The 16,677-nt window shown below is 60.7% G+C and carries 12 protein-coding genes and 3 pseudogenes; 6 read left to right on the top strand and 9 right to left on the bottom strand.

The window, feature by feature from the left end; translation table 11 throughout:
- Positions 1–40: 40 nt before the first annotated feature.
- Positions 41–793 (top strand): response regulator, encoded by a 753-nt coding sequence (locus JZM24_RS13195; protein ID WP_215670209.1) that lies wholly within the window; start codon positions 41–43, stop codon positions 791–793.
- On the opposite strand, the pseudogene JZM24_RS13190 reads toward JZM24_RS13195, so the two are convergent.
- From JZM24_RS13190 to JZM24_RS13175, 4 genes and pseudogenes are all read right to left on the bottom strand, one after another.
- A pseudogene (locus JZM24_RS13190) lies at positions 725–1,336 on the bottom strand (PfkB family carbohydrate kinase); the annotation flags it as partial. The gene JZM24_RS13195 and the pseudogene JZM24_RS13190 sit on opposite strands and share 69 nt — an antisense overlap.
- 185 nt (positions 1,337–1,521) lie before the next feature.
- Entirely contained in the window at positions 1,522–2,463 is a 942-nt protein-coding gene (locus tag JZM24_RS13185) for an ABC transporter substrate-binding protein (protein ID WP_215670206.1), read from the bottom strand.
- 71 nt (positions 2,464–2,534) lie between these two features.
- Positions 2,535–3,524, bottom strand: a complete 990-nt coding sequence (locus JZM24_RS13180) for an ABC transporter permease subunit (protein ID WP_215670205.1) — start codon at positions 3,522–3,524, stop codon at positions 2,535–2,537.
- Between the two features lie 10 nt (positions 3,525–3,534).
- A pseudogene (locus tag JZM24_RS13175) lies at positions 3,535–5,053 on the bottom strand (sugar ABC transporter ATP-binding protein).
- Positions 5,054–5,210: 157 nt separating this feature from the next.
- Between JZM24_RS13175 and JZM24_RS13170 the strand changes: the two are divergent.
- Positions 5,211–7,695, top strand: a pseudogene (locus tag JZM24_RS13170) (ATP-binding protein).
- Between the two features lie 92 nt (positions 7,696–7,787).
- Here JZM24_RS13170 and JZM24_RS13165 read toward each other — a convergent pair.
- Complete coding sequence (locus JZM24_RS13165) at positions 7,788–8,795, bottom strand: PfkB family carbohydrate kinase (RefSeq protein WP_215670203.1); 1,008 nt, start codon at positions 8,793–8,795, stop codon at positions 7,788–7,790.
- A 526-nt stretch (positions 8,796–9,321) separates the two neighbouring features.
- On the opposite strand from JZM24_RS13165, the gene JZM24_RS13160 reads away from it, so the two are divergent.
- On the top strand, positions 9,322–10,599 hold the full coding sequence (locus JZM24_RS13160; RefSeq protein ID WP_312885044.1) for a cupin domain-containing protein: 1,278 nt from the start codon (positions 9,322–9,324) through the stop codon (positions 10,597–10,599).
- A 343-nt stretch (positions 10,600–10,942) separates the two neighbouring features.
- Here the strand turns inward: JZM24_RS13160 and JZM24_RS13155 are convergent, their stop codons facing one another.
- Genes JZM24_RS13155 through JZM24_RS13145 form a run of 3 tightly spaced genes read right to left on the bottom strand, consistent with a single transcriptional unit; the run spans position 10,943 to position 13,003 of the window.
- Positions 10,943–11,710: a molybdopterin-dependent oxidoreductase gene (locus JZM24_RS13155; RefSeq protein ID WP_215670201.1), complete on the bottom strand. Its 768-nt coding sequence runs from the start codon at positions 11,708–11,710 to the stop codon at positions 10,943–10,945.
- Positions 11,697–12,329 carry a cytochrome b/b6 domain-containing protein gene (locus JZM24_RS13150; protein ID WP_215670199.1) on the bottom strand — a complete coding sequence of 211 codons (633 nt, stop codon included), beginning with the start codon at positions 12,327–12,329 and terminating at the stop codon, positions 11,697–11,699. Before JZM24_RS13150 ends, JZM24_RS13155 begins: the two co-directional genes overlap by 14 nt.
- 59 nt (positions 12,330–12,388) lie before the next feature.
- Entirely contained in the window at positions 12,389–13,003 is a 615-nt protein-coding gene (locus JZM24_RS13145) for a hypothetical protein (protein ID WP_215670197.1), read from the bottom strand.
- A 206-nt stretch (positions 13,004–13,209) separates the two neighbouring features.
- Between JZM24_RS13145 and JZM24_RS13140 the strand changes: the two genes are divergently transcribed.
- From JZM24_RS13140 to JZM24_RS19465, 3 genes are all read left to right on the top strand, one after another.
- Positions 13,210–13,881: a heavy metal response regulator transcription factor gene (locus JZM24_RS13140; protein ID WP_215670195.1), complete on the top strand. Its 672-nt coding sequence runs from the start codon at positions 13,210–13,212 to the stop codon at positions 13,879–13,881.
- Positions 13,882–14,103: 222 nt separating this feature from the next.
- The gene (locus JZM24_RS19470; RefSeq protein WP_312885013.1) at positions 14,104–14,664 is read left to right on the top strand and encodes a hypothetical protein; all 561 of its coding nucleotides are present in this window, start codon (positions 14,104–14,106) and stop codon (positions 14,662–14,664) included.
- On the top strand, positions 14,574–15,281 hold the full coding sequence (locus JZM24_RS19465) for a heavy metal sensor histidine kinase (RefSeq protein ID WP_312885012.1): 708 nt from the start codon (positions 14,574–14,576) through the stop codon (positions 15,279–15,281). Before JZM24_RS19470 ends, JZM24_RS19465 begins: the two co-directional genes overlap by 91 nt.
- Before the next feature lie 34 nt (positions 15,282–15,315).
- On the opposite strand, the gene kdoO is transcribed toward JZM24_RS19465, so the two are convergent.
- Positions 15,316–16,215 carry a Kdo hydroxylase KdoO gene (gene kdoO / locus JZM24_RS13130; protein ID WP_215670194.1) on the bottom strand — a complete coding sequence of 300 codons (900 nt, stop codon included), beginning with the start codon at positions 16,213–16,215 and terminating at the stop codon, positions 15,316–15,318.
- Positions 16,216–16,677 lie beyond the last annotated feature (462 nt).

Raw genomic sequence — 16,677 nt, 5'->3', positions numbered from 1 at the left:
ACTGTTTTGTAACGTGTTCACAATATTTAAGGTTACCGAGATGAAACCCGCCATACTGGTAATAGACGACGATGTGGCCATCTGTGCGCTGCTCAACGATGTGTTAAGTGAACACGTTTTCACCGTCTATACCTGCCATCAAGGCTATGAAGGGTTGTCGTTGCTGCATCAGCATCCTGACATCGCGCTGGTGCTGCTGGATTTAGTGCTGCCCGATACCAACGGCCTGCTGGTGCTCCAGCAACTGCAGCGGCTGCGTCCCGACTTACTGGTCATCATGTTAAGCGGCCTGGGTGCGGAGTCGGACATCGTCGTCGGTCTGGAAATGGGCGCCGATGATTACATCGCCAAGCCGTTCACGCCCCGGGTCGTGGTGGCGCGCGCCAAGGCGGTGCTTCGCCGCAGCGGCGCGATGGGTCTGGATTACCGCGCCGGCGCCGAGGGTGTCGGCTGGCTGTTTAACGGCTGGCGGCTGAATGAGCAGCGCTGTACGCTGTTTAACCCCCAGCGCCAGGAGGTGCTGCTGACCCAAGGCGAGTACCAACTGCTGCTGGCGATGGTGCGCCACGCGCGCACCGTCCTGACCCGCGATCAACTGCTGGAATTGACCCACAGTGAAACGCTGGACGTCTTTGACCGCACTGTGGATGTGCTCATCATGCGCTTACGGCGCAAAATTGAGGCCAATCCTCATCAGCCCATGCTGATTCGCACCATACGCCGGCTAGGCTATGTTTTCGCAGCCGACGTCACCCGGCCCGGCGCGGCGCTCCTCACAAGCCGTATCGCCTGACGCCCCGCGGGCCATTTCCGCCTGCATCACCGCCAGCGGGCGGATGCCTTCAATCGCATTGGCGGCGCGCAGGCAGAAATTGGCGCATGTATGGCCCAATTGGAGCGTTTCCGCCAGCGGCCAGCGCTGATGGCTGGCATACAGTACACCGGCGCAAAAAGCATCCCCCGCGCCGACGCTGCCGACAATCTGTTGCGCGCTGAGGCGCCATGAGGGCAGCCACAGACCGGGCTGGCCGGGCTCTTGTCCCCACGCGCCTTCCGGTGCATGGATGACCACTCGCCGCCGCACGCCGAGCCGCTGCAGCTGGCCGGCGGCTTCGGCGACGACAGCATTAACCAACCGTCCTTGCCCGTCGCGTAGCGCAAGACCCGTGAACTCTCCCGCTTCCAGTTCGTTGATGATCAGGTAATCCAGCCAGCACAGTGCTGGGAGTACGCGATCGCGGTAATGCGGATCCCCCTGCCGCGACACCAGATCCAGCGACGTCAGATACCCCTGACGCTGCAGAGTCGCCAGCAGCCGTGCGCTGCGGGTGCCATAACCCGCGCCAGTTTCGCCGCGGCGTCCAGGGCGTCCTGCCTGACAAAATCCAGGCAACTTCCCCGCCGCAAAAAAAACGCTACAAGAACAGCCAGTACGGGCTGAGAGCCGGTGGGAGAAACCGGGGCGGCCCACCGACCATAACCCCGGGACTACGTTGCCTGTCGGGAAACCGGCAAGCAGCGCTATTTTACGGTCCAGCCCTTATATTGGCCGACGCTGTTGCGGTCAATGAGCGTTACCGGGATGAGTACCGGCTGTTTTGGCGCCGGTTTACCCTGCAGAGTGTCATAGCCTATTTCCACCGCTTTCGACGCCATTACCTGCGGGTCCTGCGCCGGGGTAGCCACGAACAGCGAATTTTTGCGTTTCAACGCTTCTTCAGCGTCCGGCGATCCATCGACGCCGACGATAAAGAATTCTTTGCGTTGCGCCTGTTTGGCGGCCAGATCGGCGCCGATGGCGGTGGGATCGTTAATGGCAAATATACCGTCGATATGGTGATTAGCCGACAGCAGCGAGGTCATCACTTCCAAACCGCCTTCGCGGCTGCCTTTGGCGTTCTGGTTATAGGACAGCAACTTGATTGTCGGGTATTTTTTTAGCTCGGTCATACAACCTTCCACCCGGTTTTGTACCGCCGAGACCGGCGGTCCGTTGATAATCACCACATTGCCTTTTTGTTTCAGACGATCGGCAATGTAATGACAGGCCATGGCGCCGGCCTGGGTATTGTCGGAGGTAATGGTGGCATCCGCACCCTCGGCGGCCACGTCTACCGCCACCACCACGATACCGGCATCACGCGCGCGTTTCACCGCCGGGCCAATCCCCTGGGAATCGGCGGCGTTAAGGATAATCATGTCCACTTTCGCGGCAATAAAATTATCGATTTGCGCCACCTGCTGCCCGAGATCATAGCCGCTGGACACCAGCGTCACATTGACTTTATCGCCGGACAGCTCCCGCGCTTTGCGCTCCGCCCCTTTGGTTATCTGCACGAAAAACGGATTGGCCAAGTCCCCCACCGTTACGCCTATCGATTTTAATTCTTTGCCCTGCGCCAGCGGCGCTGCCATCAGCGTCGCGGCGATCAATATACTGCCCATTATCGCATTGAAACGCATCGTTATTCTCCTAAAGAGAGCTCAGTTTTCGCCGACAGCGCAACGGCGTACCCGTGACGTGTTACCTGCCGTTAACCGGTCTGGTGGTTGCGGGTGCGGTATTTATCAATCAACACCGCAATGATAATGACCGCGCCCTTAATCACCAGTTGCCAGAAATAGGAGACGCCCATCAGCGTCATACCGTTGTTGAGCGTGGCGATAATCAACGCCCCCACCAAGGTGCCGGTGATGGTACCGATACCGCCGACGAAGCTGGTACCGCCGAGTATCACCGCGGCGATGGCGTCCAACTCATAGCCGACGCCCAGATTGCCGTTGGCGCTGTAAAGGCGCGAGGCGCTCATCAGGCCGGCCAGCCCGGACAGCAGGCCGCTGGCGGCGTAGACGAATAACAACACCGCGCCGACCTTGATGCCGGTCAGCCGCGCCGCTTGCATATTGCCGCCCACCGCGTAGATATGGATCCCAAGCGTGGTGCGACGCAGAATAAAACAGCACAGCGCGATGACCGCAAACGCCAAAATAATCAGCCAGGGCAGCGGACCGAGATAGCCGTTACCGATCCACTCGAAATTGATATCGGCATTAATGACGGTAGTCCCGTCCGCCAGCAGATAGGCGGCGCCGCGCAGGGCGGTGTAGGTGCCGAGGGTTACGATAAACGGCGGCAGTCCCGCCCAGGCCACCAGCACGCCGTTGAAAAGCCCCATCAGTAAGCCGGCGGCCAGCGCGGCAGGAATGGTCAATCCCGCCCAGGTGGGGTTAAGCGACACCAGCATAGCGACCACCGCCGTGGTGCCCAGCATGGATCCCACCGACAGATCGATGCCGCCGGTCAAAATAATGAACGTCATGCCCGCGGCCAGCACGATATTGATCGACGCCTGGCGGGTGATATTAAGCAGATTGGCGTCGGTAAAGAAATTCGGCGTCACGACGCCGAACACCGCGACAATAACAATCAGCATCGGCAGGATGCCGACGCTTTGCATGATATCGCTCCATAAAGCGCGTTTAGGCCGGGAAGTAGCGCCTGGTGATGATTCTGTCGCTGGCATGCCTAACTCCTCAAGCGTTGGCGGTTAAGGGAAGATCAACGCCGGTGGCCAGCGTCATAATGTGCTCCTGACTAATCTCGTCGCCGCGTAATTCCCCCGCGATGGCGCCTTCGCGCATGACATACACCCGGTCGCTCATACCGACGACTTCGGGCAGCTCGCTGGAAATCATCAAGATGGCCACCCCCTGGCTCGCCATCTCATCATTCATCATGCGATAGATTTCGCTTTTGGCACCGACGTCGACGCCGCGGGTGGGTTCGTCCAGCAGCAGGATACGCGGGCGGATAGCAACCCAACGCGACACCAGCAGTTTTTGCTGATTGCCGCCGGACAGGCCGCCGGCGCTGACTTGCGCGTGGGGCACGCGGATCTGAAGCGCGTCAATGGCGCCCGAAGAAATATGCCTGGCCTTGGCGCGGTTGATAAGGCCAAAGCGCGCGTCGCGCGTAAGCGTCGGCATGACGATGTTTTCATGGGCCGCCAGTTCGAGAAACAGCCCCTGCTCTTTACAGTTCTCGGTGAGAAAAACGATACCGAGCGCAATGGCCGCCCGCGGCGAATCAATGTTAACCGGCCGGCCGTCGAGCCAGATCTGCCCGCTGGTATGGGCGCGTACGCCGAAAATCAATTGCGCCAGCTCCGAACGCCCCGCGCCGACCAGACCGGCCAGCCCGACGATTTCCCCGGCGCGGACCTCCAGACTGCACGGCTGGACTTTGCCGCCGTCGGTCAGCGCCTCGACCGTCAAACGGGGCGCGCCGCCGGGCGTCACCGGCGGTTTATTGAATAAATCGCTCAGCGGTATCCCTCCCGACCATCATCCGCACCAGCTCGCTGGCGGAGGGTTGCTCGCGCGTCAAGGCACCGACGTAACGGCCGTCGCGCAGGACGCTGACGCGATCGGACAAGGCGTACACCTCCGCCATGCGATGGCTGATGTAAATAATCGCCATTCCCTCCTGCCGCAGACGCTTAATCAAGGCGAACAGTTGCTCGGTTTCCCGCGTCGACAGCGCGGCGGTCGGCTCGTACATCACCAAAATCCGGATCTGGCGATGCAGCGCGCGAGCAATTTCCACCTGCTGTTGTTCGGCAATGCTCAGCCCCATCACCCGGTCGCTGGCGCGAAAGCGCGCGCCCAGTCGGTCAAGCACTTGCTGCGCCGTCTGCACCATCTGCCGGCGATGGACCATGCCGGCGCGGTGAATTTCGCTGCCGAGGAATATGTTTTCCGCGACGGTTAAATTCGGCGCTAGGTTAAACTCCTGATAAATCAAGGTGATACCCGCCGACAGGGCATCTTTCGGCCCTTTCATCAACAGCGGACGACACTCTATCAGGATCTCGCCGCCGGTGGCCGGATAAGCGCCGGCGAGGATTTTCATCAGCGTACTTTTGCCGGCGCCGTTTTCACCCATCAGCGCATGCACTTCCCCGGCATACACTGTCAGGTTAACGTCTTGTAGCGCATAGAAATGGCCAAAGCGGCGCGATATGGCTTTCATCTGCAGTAGCGGTGTGGTCATGCTGCCCTCGCCCGAGTGGGGGATAGAGGCAGTAGAGCACCGTGACATAAATGTAAAATGTCAAACGCCATTCATCTTTGTCATAGTCCGGCGGCGACGCCCGCTTATACTGCCTTTCTCAACGCCTGTGCGGAGCGGAATAATGGCCCTTGCAGCAATGCCTCCCCGATTACTCGCCGGCGCGCGCGGCCGCCTGCTGATGTTCAATCTTCTGGTGGTGGCGGTAACGCTGATGGTGAGCAGCGTGGCGATTATCGGCTTTCATCACGCCGGGACGATTCAAGAGCAGGCGCAGGAACGCACGCTGGATGATATGACCGGCAGCCTGGCGCTGGCGCGCGATACGGCCAATGTGGCCCACCGCGGCGGTCCGTTTGTCGCAGGTAATAGGCGCGCTGGAATACCGCAGCGAAGCCGACCGGCTACGGCAAACCCAGTTGGCGTTGCAACATTCGCTGTCAATTGTCGCCGTTTCGCCGCTGGCCCGCAGCGAGCCGGAGCTGGTGCGCCTGATTACCGAGCGCAGCCTCACCCTGGAGCAAAGTATCGGCCAACTGCTTACCCTGAGCCATATCCGCCATTTGCAGCGCAACCAGCTCCTGAGCGCGCTGTATCAGTGCCAGTTAACGCTCGCCCACATTGATGAAATGCTGCGCCTCCAGGGGCGCCGTCAACCCACAGCAAGGCTGCGGCGCGAAATTGATCAATTGCTGACTATCGCCATCGACACCCCCTCCCCACATGCGGTGATGTTTCAGCTCGATCGCGTAATGCGCGACTGGCCCATGTTGCCGGACGACGCAAGCGTACTGAACGCCAAAATGCAACAGTTCCGCGACGGCCAGCGGCGGCTGACGCCTATCGCGCAAGCGCTGGACCAAAGCGATCTGGCGATTGCCTTTTATACCTATCAAATCAAAGCGCTGGTGGCGATGCTCAATCTGGACATCACCCACTATGTCGCCAAGGTGGCGCAGTCCACTGAATACCGCACCGAGGCGACCCATCGCGAACTAAACTCGGTCATCGCTTTTATCGGTCTGTTCGCCCTAATAGCCTTGGTGATAACCGGCTTTGCCGGGCTTTATATTTATCGCAATCTCGGCTCCAATCTCACCGCCATCGCCAACGCGATGACCCGGCTGGCGAGCGGCGAGCGGGAGGTCAGCGTGCCGGCGCTCACCCGGCGCGACGAGCTGGGGGATTTGGCGCGGGCTTTCAATGTGTTTGCCCGCAACACCGACTCCCTTGAACAAACCTCGCGACTGCTTAGGGAGAAAAGCACTCAGTTGGAAACTACTTTTATTGCCATGCGCGACGGCTTCGCGCTGTTCGATCGTGACGGTAAGCTGGTGGTGTGGAATCCGCAATATCCGCTGTTGCTGGGGCTGCCCAACGAGCGGTTACAGCGAGGGGAGTAGGCGCTGGCGGACCTGCGCCAGGCCTTGCCGCAGCCACAGGAGCTGCGGCTGGCGGACGGACGGGTGATTGAGCTGCGTTTCAGCCCGGTGCCCGGACACGGCATGGTCAATACCGTGCTGGAACGCACCGAACGACGGGCGCTGGAAGAAGCGTTGGTGCACAGCCAGAAAATGAAGGCGGTGGGCCAGCTGACCGGCGGACTGGCGCACGATTTCAACAATTTGCTGGCGGTTATTATCGGCAGCCTGGAGCTCTCCGCCGGTCAGCCCGCCGATGCCGCCGCCGGCCGGCGAATCGCGCGCGCATTAAAAGCCGCCGAGCGCGCGGCGCAGCTCACCCAGCGGTTGCTGGCCTTTTCGCGCAAGCAATCCCTGTTGCCGGGGCAATCTCTGGTCATAGACGCCCAGCCCGGCGTCTGGCATGCCTGGATCGATCCCGGCCAGTTGGAAAATGCGCTGATAAACCTGGTGGTCAATGCACGCGACGCCATGCAGGGACGCGACGGGGATATCCACCTGTGTATTGTCAATGAACGCGTTGCGCGCAGCAGCGGCAAGCAGCAGGAAATGGTAACCCTTGAGGTCATCGATCGGGGCTGCGGCATGACGCCCGAGGTGCGCGCGCAGGTGTTTGAGCCGTTTTTTACCACCAAGGCGGTCGGCAGCGGCCTTGGCCTCTCCATGGTATATGGTTTTATTCGCCAATCCGGCGGCAAAGTAGAGCTGGACACGGCGCCGGGACAGGGGACGCGGGGACGGCTGCAGCTGCCGCGCGCGCCGGCACGGGCGCTGGCCCCGCCTCAGACCCTGCCGATTGTGACCGCCAGCGAGGCGGAACGCCTGGTGCTGGTGTTGGAGGATGAAGAGGACGTGCGCCAGACGCTGTGCGAATATTTGCATCAGTTGGGGTATTTGACCATTGAGTGCGCCGGGGGCGAGCAGGCGCTGCGCCTGCTGCGCCAAACGCCGGAAATCAATCTGCTGCTAAGCGACCTGATGCTGCCGGGCACGCTTAATGGAGCCGATGTTATACGTCAGGCCATGCAGCAGGACACCGCGCTGGCGGTGCTGCTGGTCAGCGGCCAGGATTTGCGTCATCAAGTCGACGGCGCGCTGCCGTTTTGTGAGCGGCTGGCGAAGCCGTTTAGCCAGCAGCAGCTGGCGCAGGCACTGCGCCGCGCCTGGCAACGCAGCGTCACTACACGCCGCCGCAACGGGTAACGGCGCGGTGTGGTGTGGTTATGCCCGCAGCGTCAGCGTTTTATTCCCCACTGGTCTGTATTCACCCACGTGCCTTGCGCGGCCGGAAGCTTTCACCCTTGACCGCACGCCCCCGGTTGCCAGCCACCGGCGGGCTTATTCTTGTCGGTGCGTGTCACTGTTGCCGGTGGCGCCTCCCGTCCACGACCGCCAGCGGCCCCTCCTCGCCGGGGCGTCTTAACGTTGCCTGATGGGCCGCATTGCGGGCCACCTGCGGGCTTAGCTTTGTCGGCGCGTGTCACTTTGCCGGTGGCGCCGCCCACGTAGTAGGGACGCGGCCCACGCTGATAACCTGTGAGTCGGTCGCTTAGCGCGTCGACCCGGTCACGACCGGCATCCCCCGCGCCGACGGTATCAGTCGTCGCCACCTGCTGTCCCGGGCGTTCATCACGGTCATCGCCGCGCAGCAGCAAGCTTCCGCGCTCGCCGCGGGTATACATCAGCATCTCCAGACGCGCCGTGCGGCGCAACTGTTGATAAAAGCCGTCCGCATCGCGCGGCAGACTGAACATGTCGGCAATCAGCGGCAGCTCTTCGTCGTTCAATTTGAGAAACTGGGCGTTGCGCAGGCAAAATGCAATCACTTCCGGCGTGTAATGGCCATGACGCAAATTGATATCCACCACCACTTTGCCCGTCGGCGGTAGCAGCATCACCAGCATCTGCAACAGTCGTTGATTCGGCGGGTGACGCTGCACCAGACTACCGAAATACAGAACATCCGCCGCCCGCACACCCGCCACCAGCGTGACATCAGGCTGGATAACGTCCCAGGCCACCGGCGAGACAATCTCATACTCGGGTACGCCGCGCGCCTTCAGCATCACCTCGACCTTGCCGGTGGGGTAGCTGTCATTGCGCTGTACATGGCAGGCCACGCCACGCCGGGCCAATTCAGCCAGCAAATCATCGCCGGCGGCATCGCGCCCGACAGCCGATATCAGACGCGACTGTGCCCCCGCCTGCATGGCATGATAGATAAAATTCCCCGCCGCGCCGCCGATCTGGCGGCCGCCAGGATAACAGTCCCACAACAACTCACCCACCGCGATAATGTTCATAAGCCCTTCATCCGGGTTAACGACTCGATGATTACTATAATCATCCTGACGCCAGAGATCTGCGGAATCGGTCTCAGCAATATCATTTGTCGCCACGGGCGCGGCGCGTGCCGCTTTGCGCCTGACAGCGGCTGCGGTCATTTCCCGCATGTTACGTGGCCGGTCTGCGCAATCAGCCCGGCTGGCGGTGGGCGGCTGAAGTCTGGCAGCGGCAGTAGGCAGTGTCACAATCCGAAGCTCAAATCATTAAACCGAGAATAATTCTCAAATAAATATTTGAATATCAATTAGTTAAATACACCATAAACAAGCGGCCGATATATATGAACACCTTCAATTAACTTATTAACTTTCATCAATTTCCCACTTATTATCAGCCAAGTAATGTCAGCGTATACGCGCATCCCCCCGTCCGGGTTTGTTCCTCTGGTTGTGCCCTGCCGGCAGATTGAGCCGGTGCGCCACGCTCTTCCCGCGGCCGTCGGCGGTTTGCGTCTTCTCTAGCATCAACAAGGGAGTGCAAATGATCAATCATCTCACGCGTCGGGATTTTATGTCGCTTACGTTGTCAGGTACCGTGGCTCTGGCCGCGGGTAAAGCGCATTCCCATAGCGCGTCCCTTCCCCAGCCCCAGCGCGGCGACGGCAACGGCGGTACCGACCCGGGCCCGAGGGATGCGCTGCGCGACGCGGAGAATCCCGCTATCCTCAACCCGCCGGCCAGCGACCATGGCACGCTGCCCAATCTCCGTTTCTCCTTCGCCGATGCCCACGTGCGCCAAAGCAGCGGCGGCTGGACGCGTCAGGTCACCGAGCGTGAACTGGGCGTGGCAAAAACCATTGCCGGCGTGGACATGCGACTCAACGCCGGCGGGGTCCGCGAGCTACACTGGCACAAAGAGAGAGAATGGGGCTATATGCTCTATGGTCACGCCCGGGTGTGCGCGGTAGACGCCGATGGCCGCTGGTTCGTGGACGATGTCGAAACCGGCGATCTGTGGTATTTCCCTTCTGGGATCCCACATGCTATCCAAGGCATCGGCGCAGACGGTTGCGAATTTTTGCTGGCGTTCGACAATGGCGGTTTCGACGAAGAAAGCACGTTCCTGCTGAGCGACTGGTTTAAACATATCCCGCCGGAGGTGCTGGCAAAAAACTTCAGCATGCCGGCTGAAACCTTTAGCCGGTCGCCCGAGCCGGACGATGAATACATTTTCGCCGCCACCCCACCGGGTCCGCTCGCACAGGATCGCATTAATGGTACGCCGTCCGTCCCCAACCCGTTTACCTACCGTCTACTCAAGCAAAGACCCATCAGCCTGCCCGGCGGCAGCGTGCGCATCGTAGACGCCAGCCAGTTCAAGGTTTCCACCACCATCGCCGCGGCGCTGGTGGAACTGGAGCCGGGAGCGCTGCGGGAGCTGCACTGGCACCCTAATAATGATGAATGGCAATATTATCTGGAAGGTGAAGGCAGGATGGGGGTATTCGCCGCTTCGGGTCAGGCGCGAACCTTCAATTATCGCGCGGGAGACGTGGGCTATGTGCCTTTTGCCGCCGGGCACTACATTGAAAATACCGGCACCCGGCCGCTGCGCTTTCTGGAACTGTTCAGAAGCGACTACTATGCGGATATTTCGCTGAAACAATGGCTGGCGCTGACGCCGCCCACCTTGGTCAAACAGCATCTCCAGATGGGTGACGCATTCATCCATGCGCTTAACAAGACTAAGACGCCCATTATTCCAGGCCAACCACCCGCCGCCGGCGCTGGCGAGTCAACCTCAGCGCCCGCCGCCGGTTGACCCGCCTTGCCCCGAACCGACCCGCGCCGACAGGCGAGCTCACCGTCGGATCTGGCGGGATCCCTGCCGCGGCAGCAAGGGGGTGGCCGCGCCGTTCGCCTTGTCGTCGGCGCTGACATCGCTCCCCATACCCGCGCCGTTTCCTCCACTCATCCGCCAGTGCCGCACCGGGCGCCGAAGGGGTGTGCGCCGCGTCGTTCGCCTTGTCGTCGGCGCTGACATCGCCCCCCATAGCCGCGCCGTTTCCTCCACTCACCCGCCAGTGCCGCAACGGGACGTGGCCGCCACCCGCGCGGGCCACGGCGTAGGCCGGCGGCCGTGTCGCTTCTGCCACCCGGACGGTTTAAATGCCGCTGAACCAGTTATAGCCCTGATCCTCCCAGTAACCGCCGGGGTAATCGTTGGTCACCGCAATGGACACAATGTGTTTGGCGTTTTTAAAACCCAGTTTGGTCGGCACACGCAGACGCAGCGGAAAACCGTATTCATCGGGCAACGTTTGCCCGGCGAAATCCAGCGCCAGGGTAGTCTGCGGATGCAGAGCGGTGGCCATATCCAGGCTGCTGTAATAGCGATCGGCGCAGCGAAACGCCACGAAGGCGGCGCGCATATCCGCACCGACACGTTCGAGAAATGTTTTGAGCGGCACGCCGCGCCAGGAGCCAATAGCGCTCCAGACCTCAATGCAAATCAAACGGGTAATTTGCTCCTGCTGAGGCAGCGCGCGCAGCCGATCCAGCGTCCAAGGGGACTTATCCGCCACCCGCCCGGACACCGCCAGCCGATAATCCGCGATGTCCACCGCCGGCACGTTATATTGTGAATAAAACGCATTGAGCGGAAACGGCCGGGTCATCTGCTCCGGCCGATAAGTTTGCGCCATCCGCTGGCCGCTGAACAACCAGGACTGTACCCTGTCGTTAAAACGCGACATCGCCCAGAGGGCTTTGTCCACCTCATCGCCGTCTTGTAAGTTGCACCCGGTCAATAGGGTCAGCGCGCCGAGGGACAAACCAGAGCGCAGCAGCAAACGGCGTTGCAGACGGTGGAGAATTTTACGTTGCGCCGGCGCCAGGATCGGCGGCACCGGTTTACGGTCATTGTTCATCATGCTGTTTCCGTGACGTGCCGGTTAACATAGGCAGCAGCGTTGAAGGCACCAGGACGACCATCGCAACATGGATGATAACGAACAGGCCAATGCTTCTCATGGCGAGGAAATGCACCCGGCGCGCGAAATCAAAACCGCCGAACAGCGCCACCAGCCAGGAGAGCTGTACCGGTTTCCATATGGACAGCCCGGACAACACCAGCAGCGCGCCGCACAGCAGCACGCCCCAATACATCGCTTTTTGTACCGCATTGTAGTGGCCAAGCCGGTGCGTCAGCAGAAAGGTGACGGCCTGCTTCATTTCCCTGAGTACGGCGCCGGGAGTGAGCGGCAGAAAATCGCGGCGAAAATGGCCGCTGCCCACACCCCAAAGCAGATACAGTAAACCGTTGGCCGCCAGCGCCCACATCACCGCCAAGTGCCAGGCGATGGAGCCGCCCCACCAGCCGCCGATGGTCATGGCGTCGGGAAAGGTAAAAGCGAACAGAGGCGAGGCGTTATAGATCCCCCAGCCACTCATGAACATACCGGCCATGATGGGTACATTGAGCCAGTGCATCAGCCGAACCGGCGCGCGGTGCAACAGGGTCAGGGATGTATAAGTCGCTCGTTTTATCATGTTGCGTCCTCCCGTTGTCATGCAGACCCGCGCCGCGCCGGGCTGGCCGGGGGGTGGAGTTACATGGGCGGAACGATGCCGTTGACACCGGCAACGATGTTCCCGGCGACCAGGTGGTTGGCGTCACTTTGCGCGGCGGGAAACAGTACGATATGCACCCCCGGTTTGATGAGCGAACGATCCACCGGCGCAAGCGCGACCACCGGCACATCTTCGGGGACCACGACTTTCTTCTCGCCGTTTTGGTATTTAACGGTCATGGTACGGCCATTGGCGTTCACCAGCGTGCCGTTGGTCATGGTGCCGGTTTTACCGTCGGCGCCCTGCCACAGGCGGAAACCCTCACCCGAGCCGCGCAGCGACGGATCAAACACATGCACTTCCAGCGCTTTCAAGCTGCCATCCGGCTGCGGCGACGCTGCGGTGCCGATAAAACTGTTCGGCTTGATATCGTTAATATTGCCCTGGGAGACGGCCGCGACTTTGGTGTCGGCGGTCAACTCGGCCGTTAACTTTTCCCCTCGTCTGTCGGTCAGCTGCAGCTGATCGCCATTGACCTGCGTTACCGTGCCGCGCAGCGGCATCACCGGTTTTTCTTGCGGATTCGCGGCGAATACCGCCGTCGCGCCAAGCGTCAGCGCCACCAGTCCTGTTAATACGGTATGCTTAGCCATTTATCTCTCCTGTCATTATGCATTGGCCTCTGGGGGCCACGAAGGTACTGCACGCCACTCGCGCGGCGGTTCAAGCCGGGTACGGGATTGAGTCTGGCAAAACCACCCGGTCAGGCAGATGACCGTTCCATGACAATAATGAATGTCATCAAAACGCCCGTGGCAAGCTGCTACAATGGCGACCGGTTGAGTGAGGGCGGGCGGGTATGCGTATATTGATAGTAGAAGACGACATCAGCACCGGCGCCTATTTACGCAAGGGTCTGACCGAGGCTGGCTACCGGGTGGATATCGCGCCCACCGGCACCGAGGGTCTGTTTCTGGCGCTGGAATATGTGTACGACATTATCCTGCTGGACGTCATGCTGCCGGGGCTTGACGGCTGGCAGCTCATGGAAATCATCCGCAAGAAAAGCGATATCCCGGTGCTGTTTCTGACCGCTCGCGACCGGGTAGAAGATCGCATCCACGGTCTGGAGCTGGGCGCCGACGATTATCTGGTCAAGCCGTTCTCGTTTACCGAACTGGTACTGCGCGTGCGTACCCTGTTGCGCCGCGGTGTGGCGCGCGAAGAAACCGACTACCATCTGGCGGATCTGCATCTGGATATGCTGCGCCGGCGGGTCGAGCGCCAGGAAAGCCAGATTGTTCTGACCAACAAAGAGTTTGCTTTGCTGGCGCTGTTTGTCCGCCGGCAGGGAGAAGTATTGTCGCGTACCCTGATTGCATCCCAGGTGTGGGATATGAATTTTGACAGCGACACTAATGTGGTGGACGTGGCCGTCAAGCGCCTGCGGGCGAAAGTCGACCGCCCGTTCGAGGTGAAACTGATTCACACCGTGCGCGGTATCTGCTATGTTTGCGAGCCGCGCTCGTGAACCGCCGTTTCCGCTGGTTCGCGCTGTCGCTGACTCTGCGTTCGGCGCTGCTGGCGGCCCTGGTGGTGAGCGCCGTCGGCGTCTATCTGTATTCGGATATGGCGCGCGCTGCGCCAACAGGCGGGCTTTCAGACCTCTGGTCGGGTAGAGTATTTCCGCCATCTGCTGAGCGGTCGCTTCCCCCTGGCGCGTCTGAGCGAAAATCCGCGCCTGTTTGAAAACATGCTGGGTAATGAAAATGACATCCTCATGTTTCAACGCCCCTGGCAACCGCCGCTTATCAATGTCAATCCCCGCCACTACATCCTGCCGGCGGTGGTGCCGGTGGCGGTCAGCGCGCCGTTGACGCTGGCGACGGTCCATGACGCGGTAACGCCGGAGGGCGTGCCGATACGTTATGTCACGGCGCAGGCGGCGGTCGCCGGCCAGGGGGCGGTGACCATCACCGCCGGCCATGTGATGACCAACGAAACCCGTATGCTGGCGCGCTATCGCCAGCGCATCATTCTGGCGGTGGCCGGCGCGTTCGCGCTGCTGGCGCTGATGGGGTATGTGGTGATGCGCCGCGGTCTGGCGCCACTGCGGCGCATGGCGGAGCAGGCGGAGGTAATCCATCCCGCAACCCTCACCACCCGGCTCTCGGAGCAGGATGCGCCGGCCGAGCTGCATCAGGTGATCCGCCTTTTAATCAAATGCTCGATCGGTTGGCCGACGGCTATCAACGCCTCAGCCGTTTTTCCGCCGATTTGGCCCATGAGATCCGCACGCCGGTCAATGCGCTGATGGGCCATTGTCAGGTGACGCTCTACCAGCGTCGATCGGTGGAGGAATATGAAAGTGTGCTGGCCCGTAATACCGAGGAGCTGGAGCGCATTTCGCTAATGATGGAAAATATTTTGTTTCTCGCCCGTGCCAGTCAGGCACAATCGGTCATTAAGCCAGTGACGTTGTCACTGGACGCCGAGCTGCAGCGCATTGCCGATTACTTCGAGGGTCTGGCGGAAGAGCGCAACCTAACGCTGTGCGCTTCCGGCGCTGGCCAGGTCTGCGCCGATCCCATGCTGTTGCGGCGCGCGCTAAGCAATCTGGTGGATAACACCATCCGCTATGCCCACGCCGGTGGTGAAATCCATCTGCGCGGCCACAGGCAAGCCCAGGGCTGGCAAATAGAGGTTATCAATCAGGGCGAACCGGTGGCCGCCCGGCATCTGGATAAGTTGTTCGATCGTTTCTACCGCGCCGATGATGCACGCACCAGCAGCGGCAACGCCAGCGGACTGGGGCTGTCCATCGTGAAAGCCATTATGACATTGCATCAAGGCGACGCCAGCGTTCACTGCGCTGCGAACGGTGAGATTCACTTTAGCCTGTTTTTCCCCGACCGGACGGCCGCCGGTTGAGGGACACCCGCTGCCCAATGCTTTCGCAGCAACGTTACGTCAGTGCCGTGCGGGTTAATTTTTCCAGAATTTTCAGCGGTGCCCGTTCAGGGTGCTTCATGCCGCTGACCGGGAGTAATAGCGTCTGTTCCAGCACAAACTGCCCCGCCATGGCGGCATGGGGCGTTTGATCGGAAAAACAGATCCAACTGCTGCCGGCGGGAAAATCCAGCGTGACCTGCGGACCGCCCTGTTGATACACCGGATCGCCCTTCATGGCATCATGCATTTCCAGCATGAGATGATCGTAATGGGTGCGGTAACTTTGGGTCATGCCCACGGCCTTTTGCAGCCAGCTGCTCGAAGAGGAAAAACGGCCCAGGCGCGGCAAAAACCGCTGCGCCAACTTCTCGAACGTCTCCCCCACCCGCCACGAGCGGCTCTGCCCGCAAGGGTTAATGTTGGTGAAAATACGCAAGATACGTTCGCCGCGATTGGGGGTGGAGGGGAACACATCCACATGCAGGCGGCTGTCATCCCGGCGCCAAAAGGCGGTTTGGCGCCAGGCATCGGCCGGATGCAGGCGCAGGGTATTGATGGGGCTGTGCAGCATTTGCTGATATTCCGGCAGCACCTCCGCCACCAGACGATAGCAGGCCAGATGATGGCGCAACAGCAGCTGGCGCGCCAACGGCTGTTTTTCTGCCCGGACGATACCGCAGAGCCCATCTTCTTGCGGGCGGAATGTGATATGCTCCCGTTTGGGCGCCGCCAGTGCGGGGGGCAACAGCGTCAACTCTTCCGACGTTAGCGTAAACGCCAGATGCGGGAAGAAGACCACCCGCCCTTGTTCCAGCGCATCCACCGCCGACACCGGCGCTTCACCGGCGTTTCCCCACCGCGAATGGGGTAGCGTGGTCACCGCCCGCTCGCGAGTCAATCGGATTTCAGACATGATGCATCCTTACTTGTTGTCGAAGATGATTGCTTGGCAGATGCGTGCCGCCACGGGTGTGGAGATTGAGGCTGACGGACCTCTGCCGGCTGGCGTTCATTCGCAGATCGTTCTATACGGGCTCTATTATAGACGGTTCACCGGCCAGGAATTAAACACAGCGTCAACATTAGCCCAATGGTGGGGGGGTTAGCCTGCGCCGCCACTCTGCCCGGCGAAAATCAACCGCGGCAGAAAATGAAAATAAATCTCATCTAATACAGTCAGTTAGATTATACCGGTTACGACTGCCGCCCGGAGGCCCCAGGCTGTACCGGCGCGCCGGGGTGGCGCGGCGTCGTGCCCGGCCCAGACCGGAACATCATGTTGCCGTCCCGTTGATATCCGCTGCGGATCTATCCCTTGCCGCGGCCAAGGTGCAGGTCGCGGAGCGCCACTGCCGCCCGCGGCGGGCGGCGAGGT

Origin of the sequence: Candidatus Sodalis endolongispinus (assembly GCF_018777395.1) — a bacterium.
GTDB classification, from domain to species: domain Bacteria; phylum Pseudomonadota; class Gammaproteobacteria; order Enterobacterales; family Enterobacteriaceae; genus Sodalis_B; species Sodalis_B endolongispinus.
Note: the sequence above shows the minus strand (reverse complement) of the source record. Positions and strands in the feature narration are given on the sequence as shown.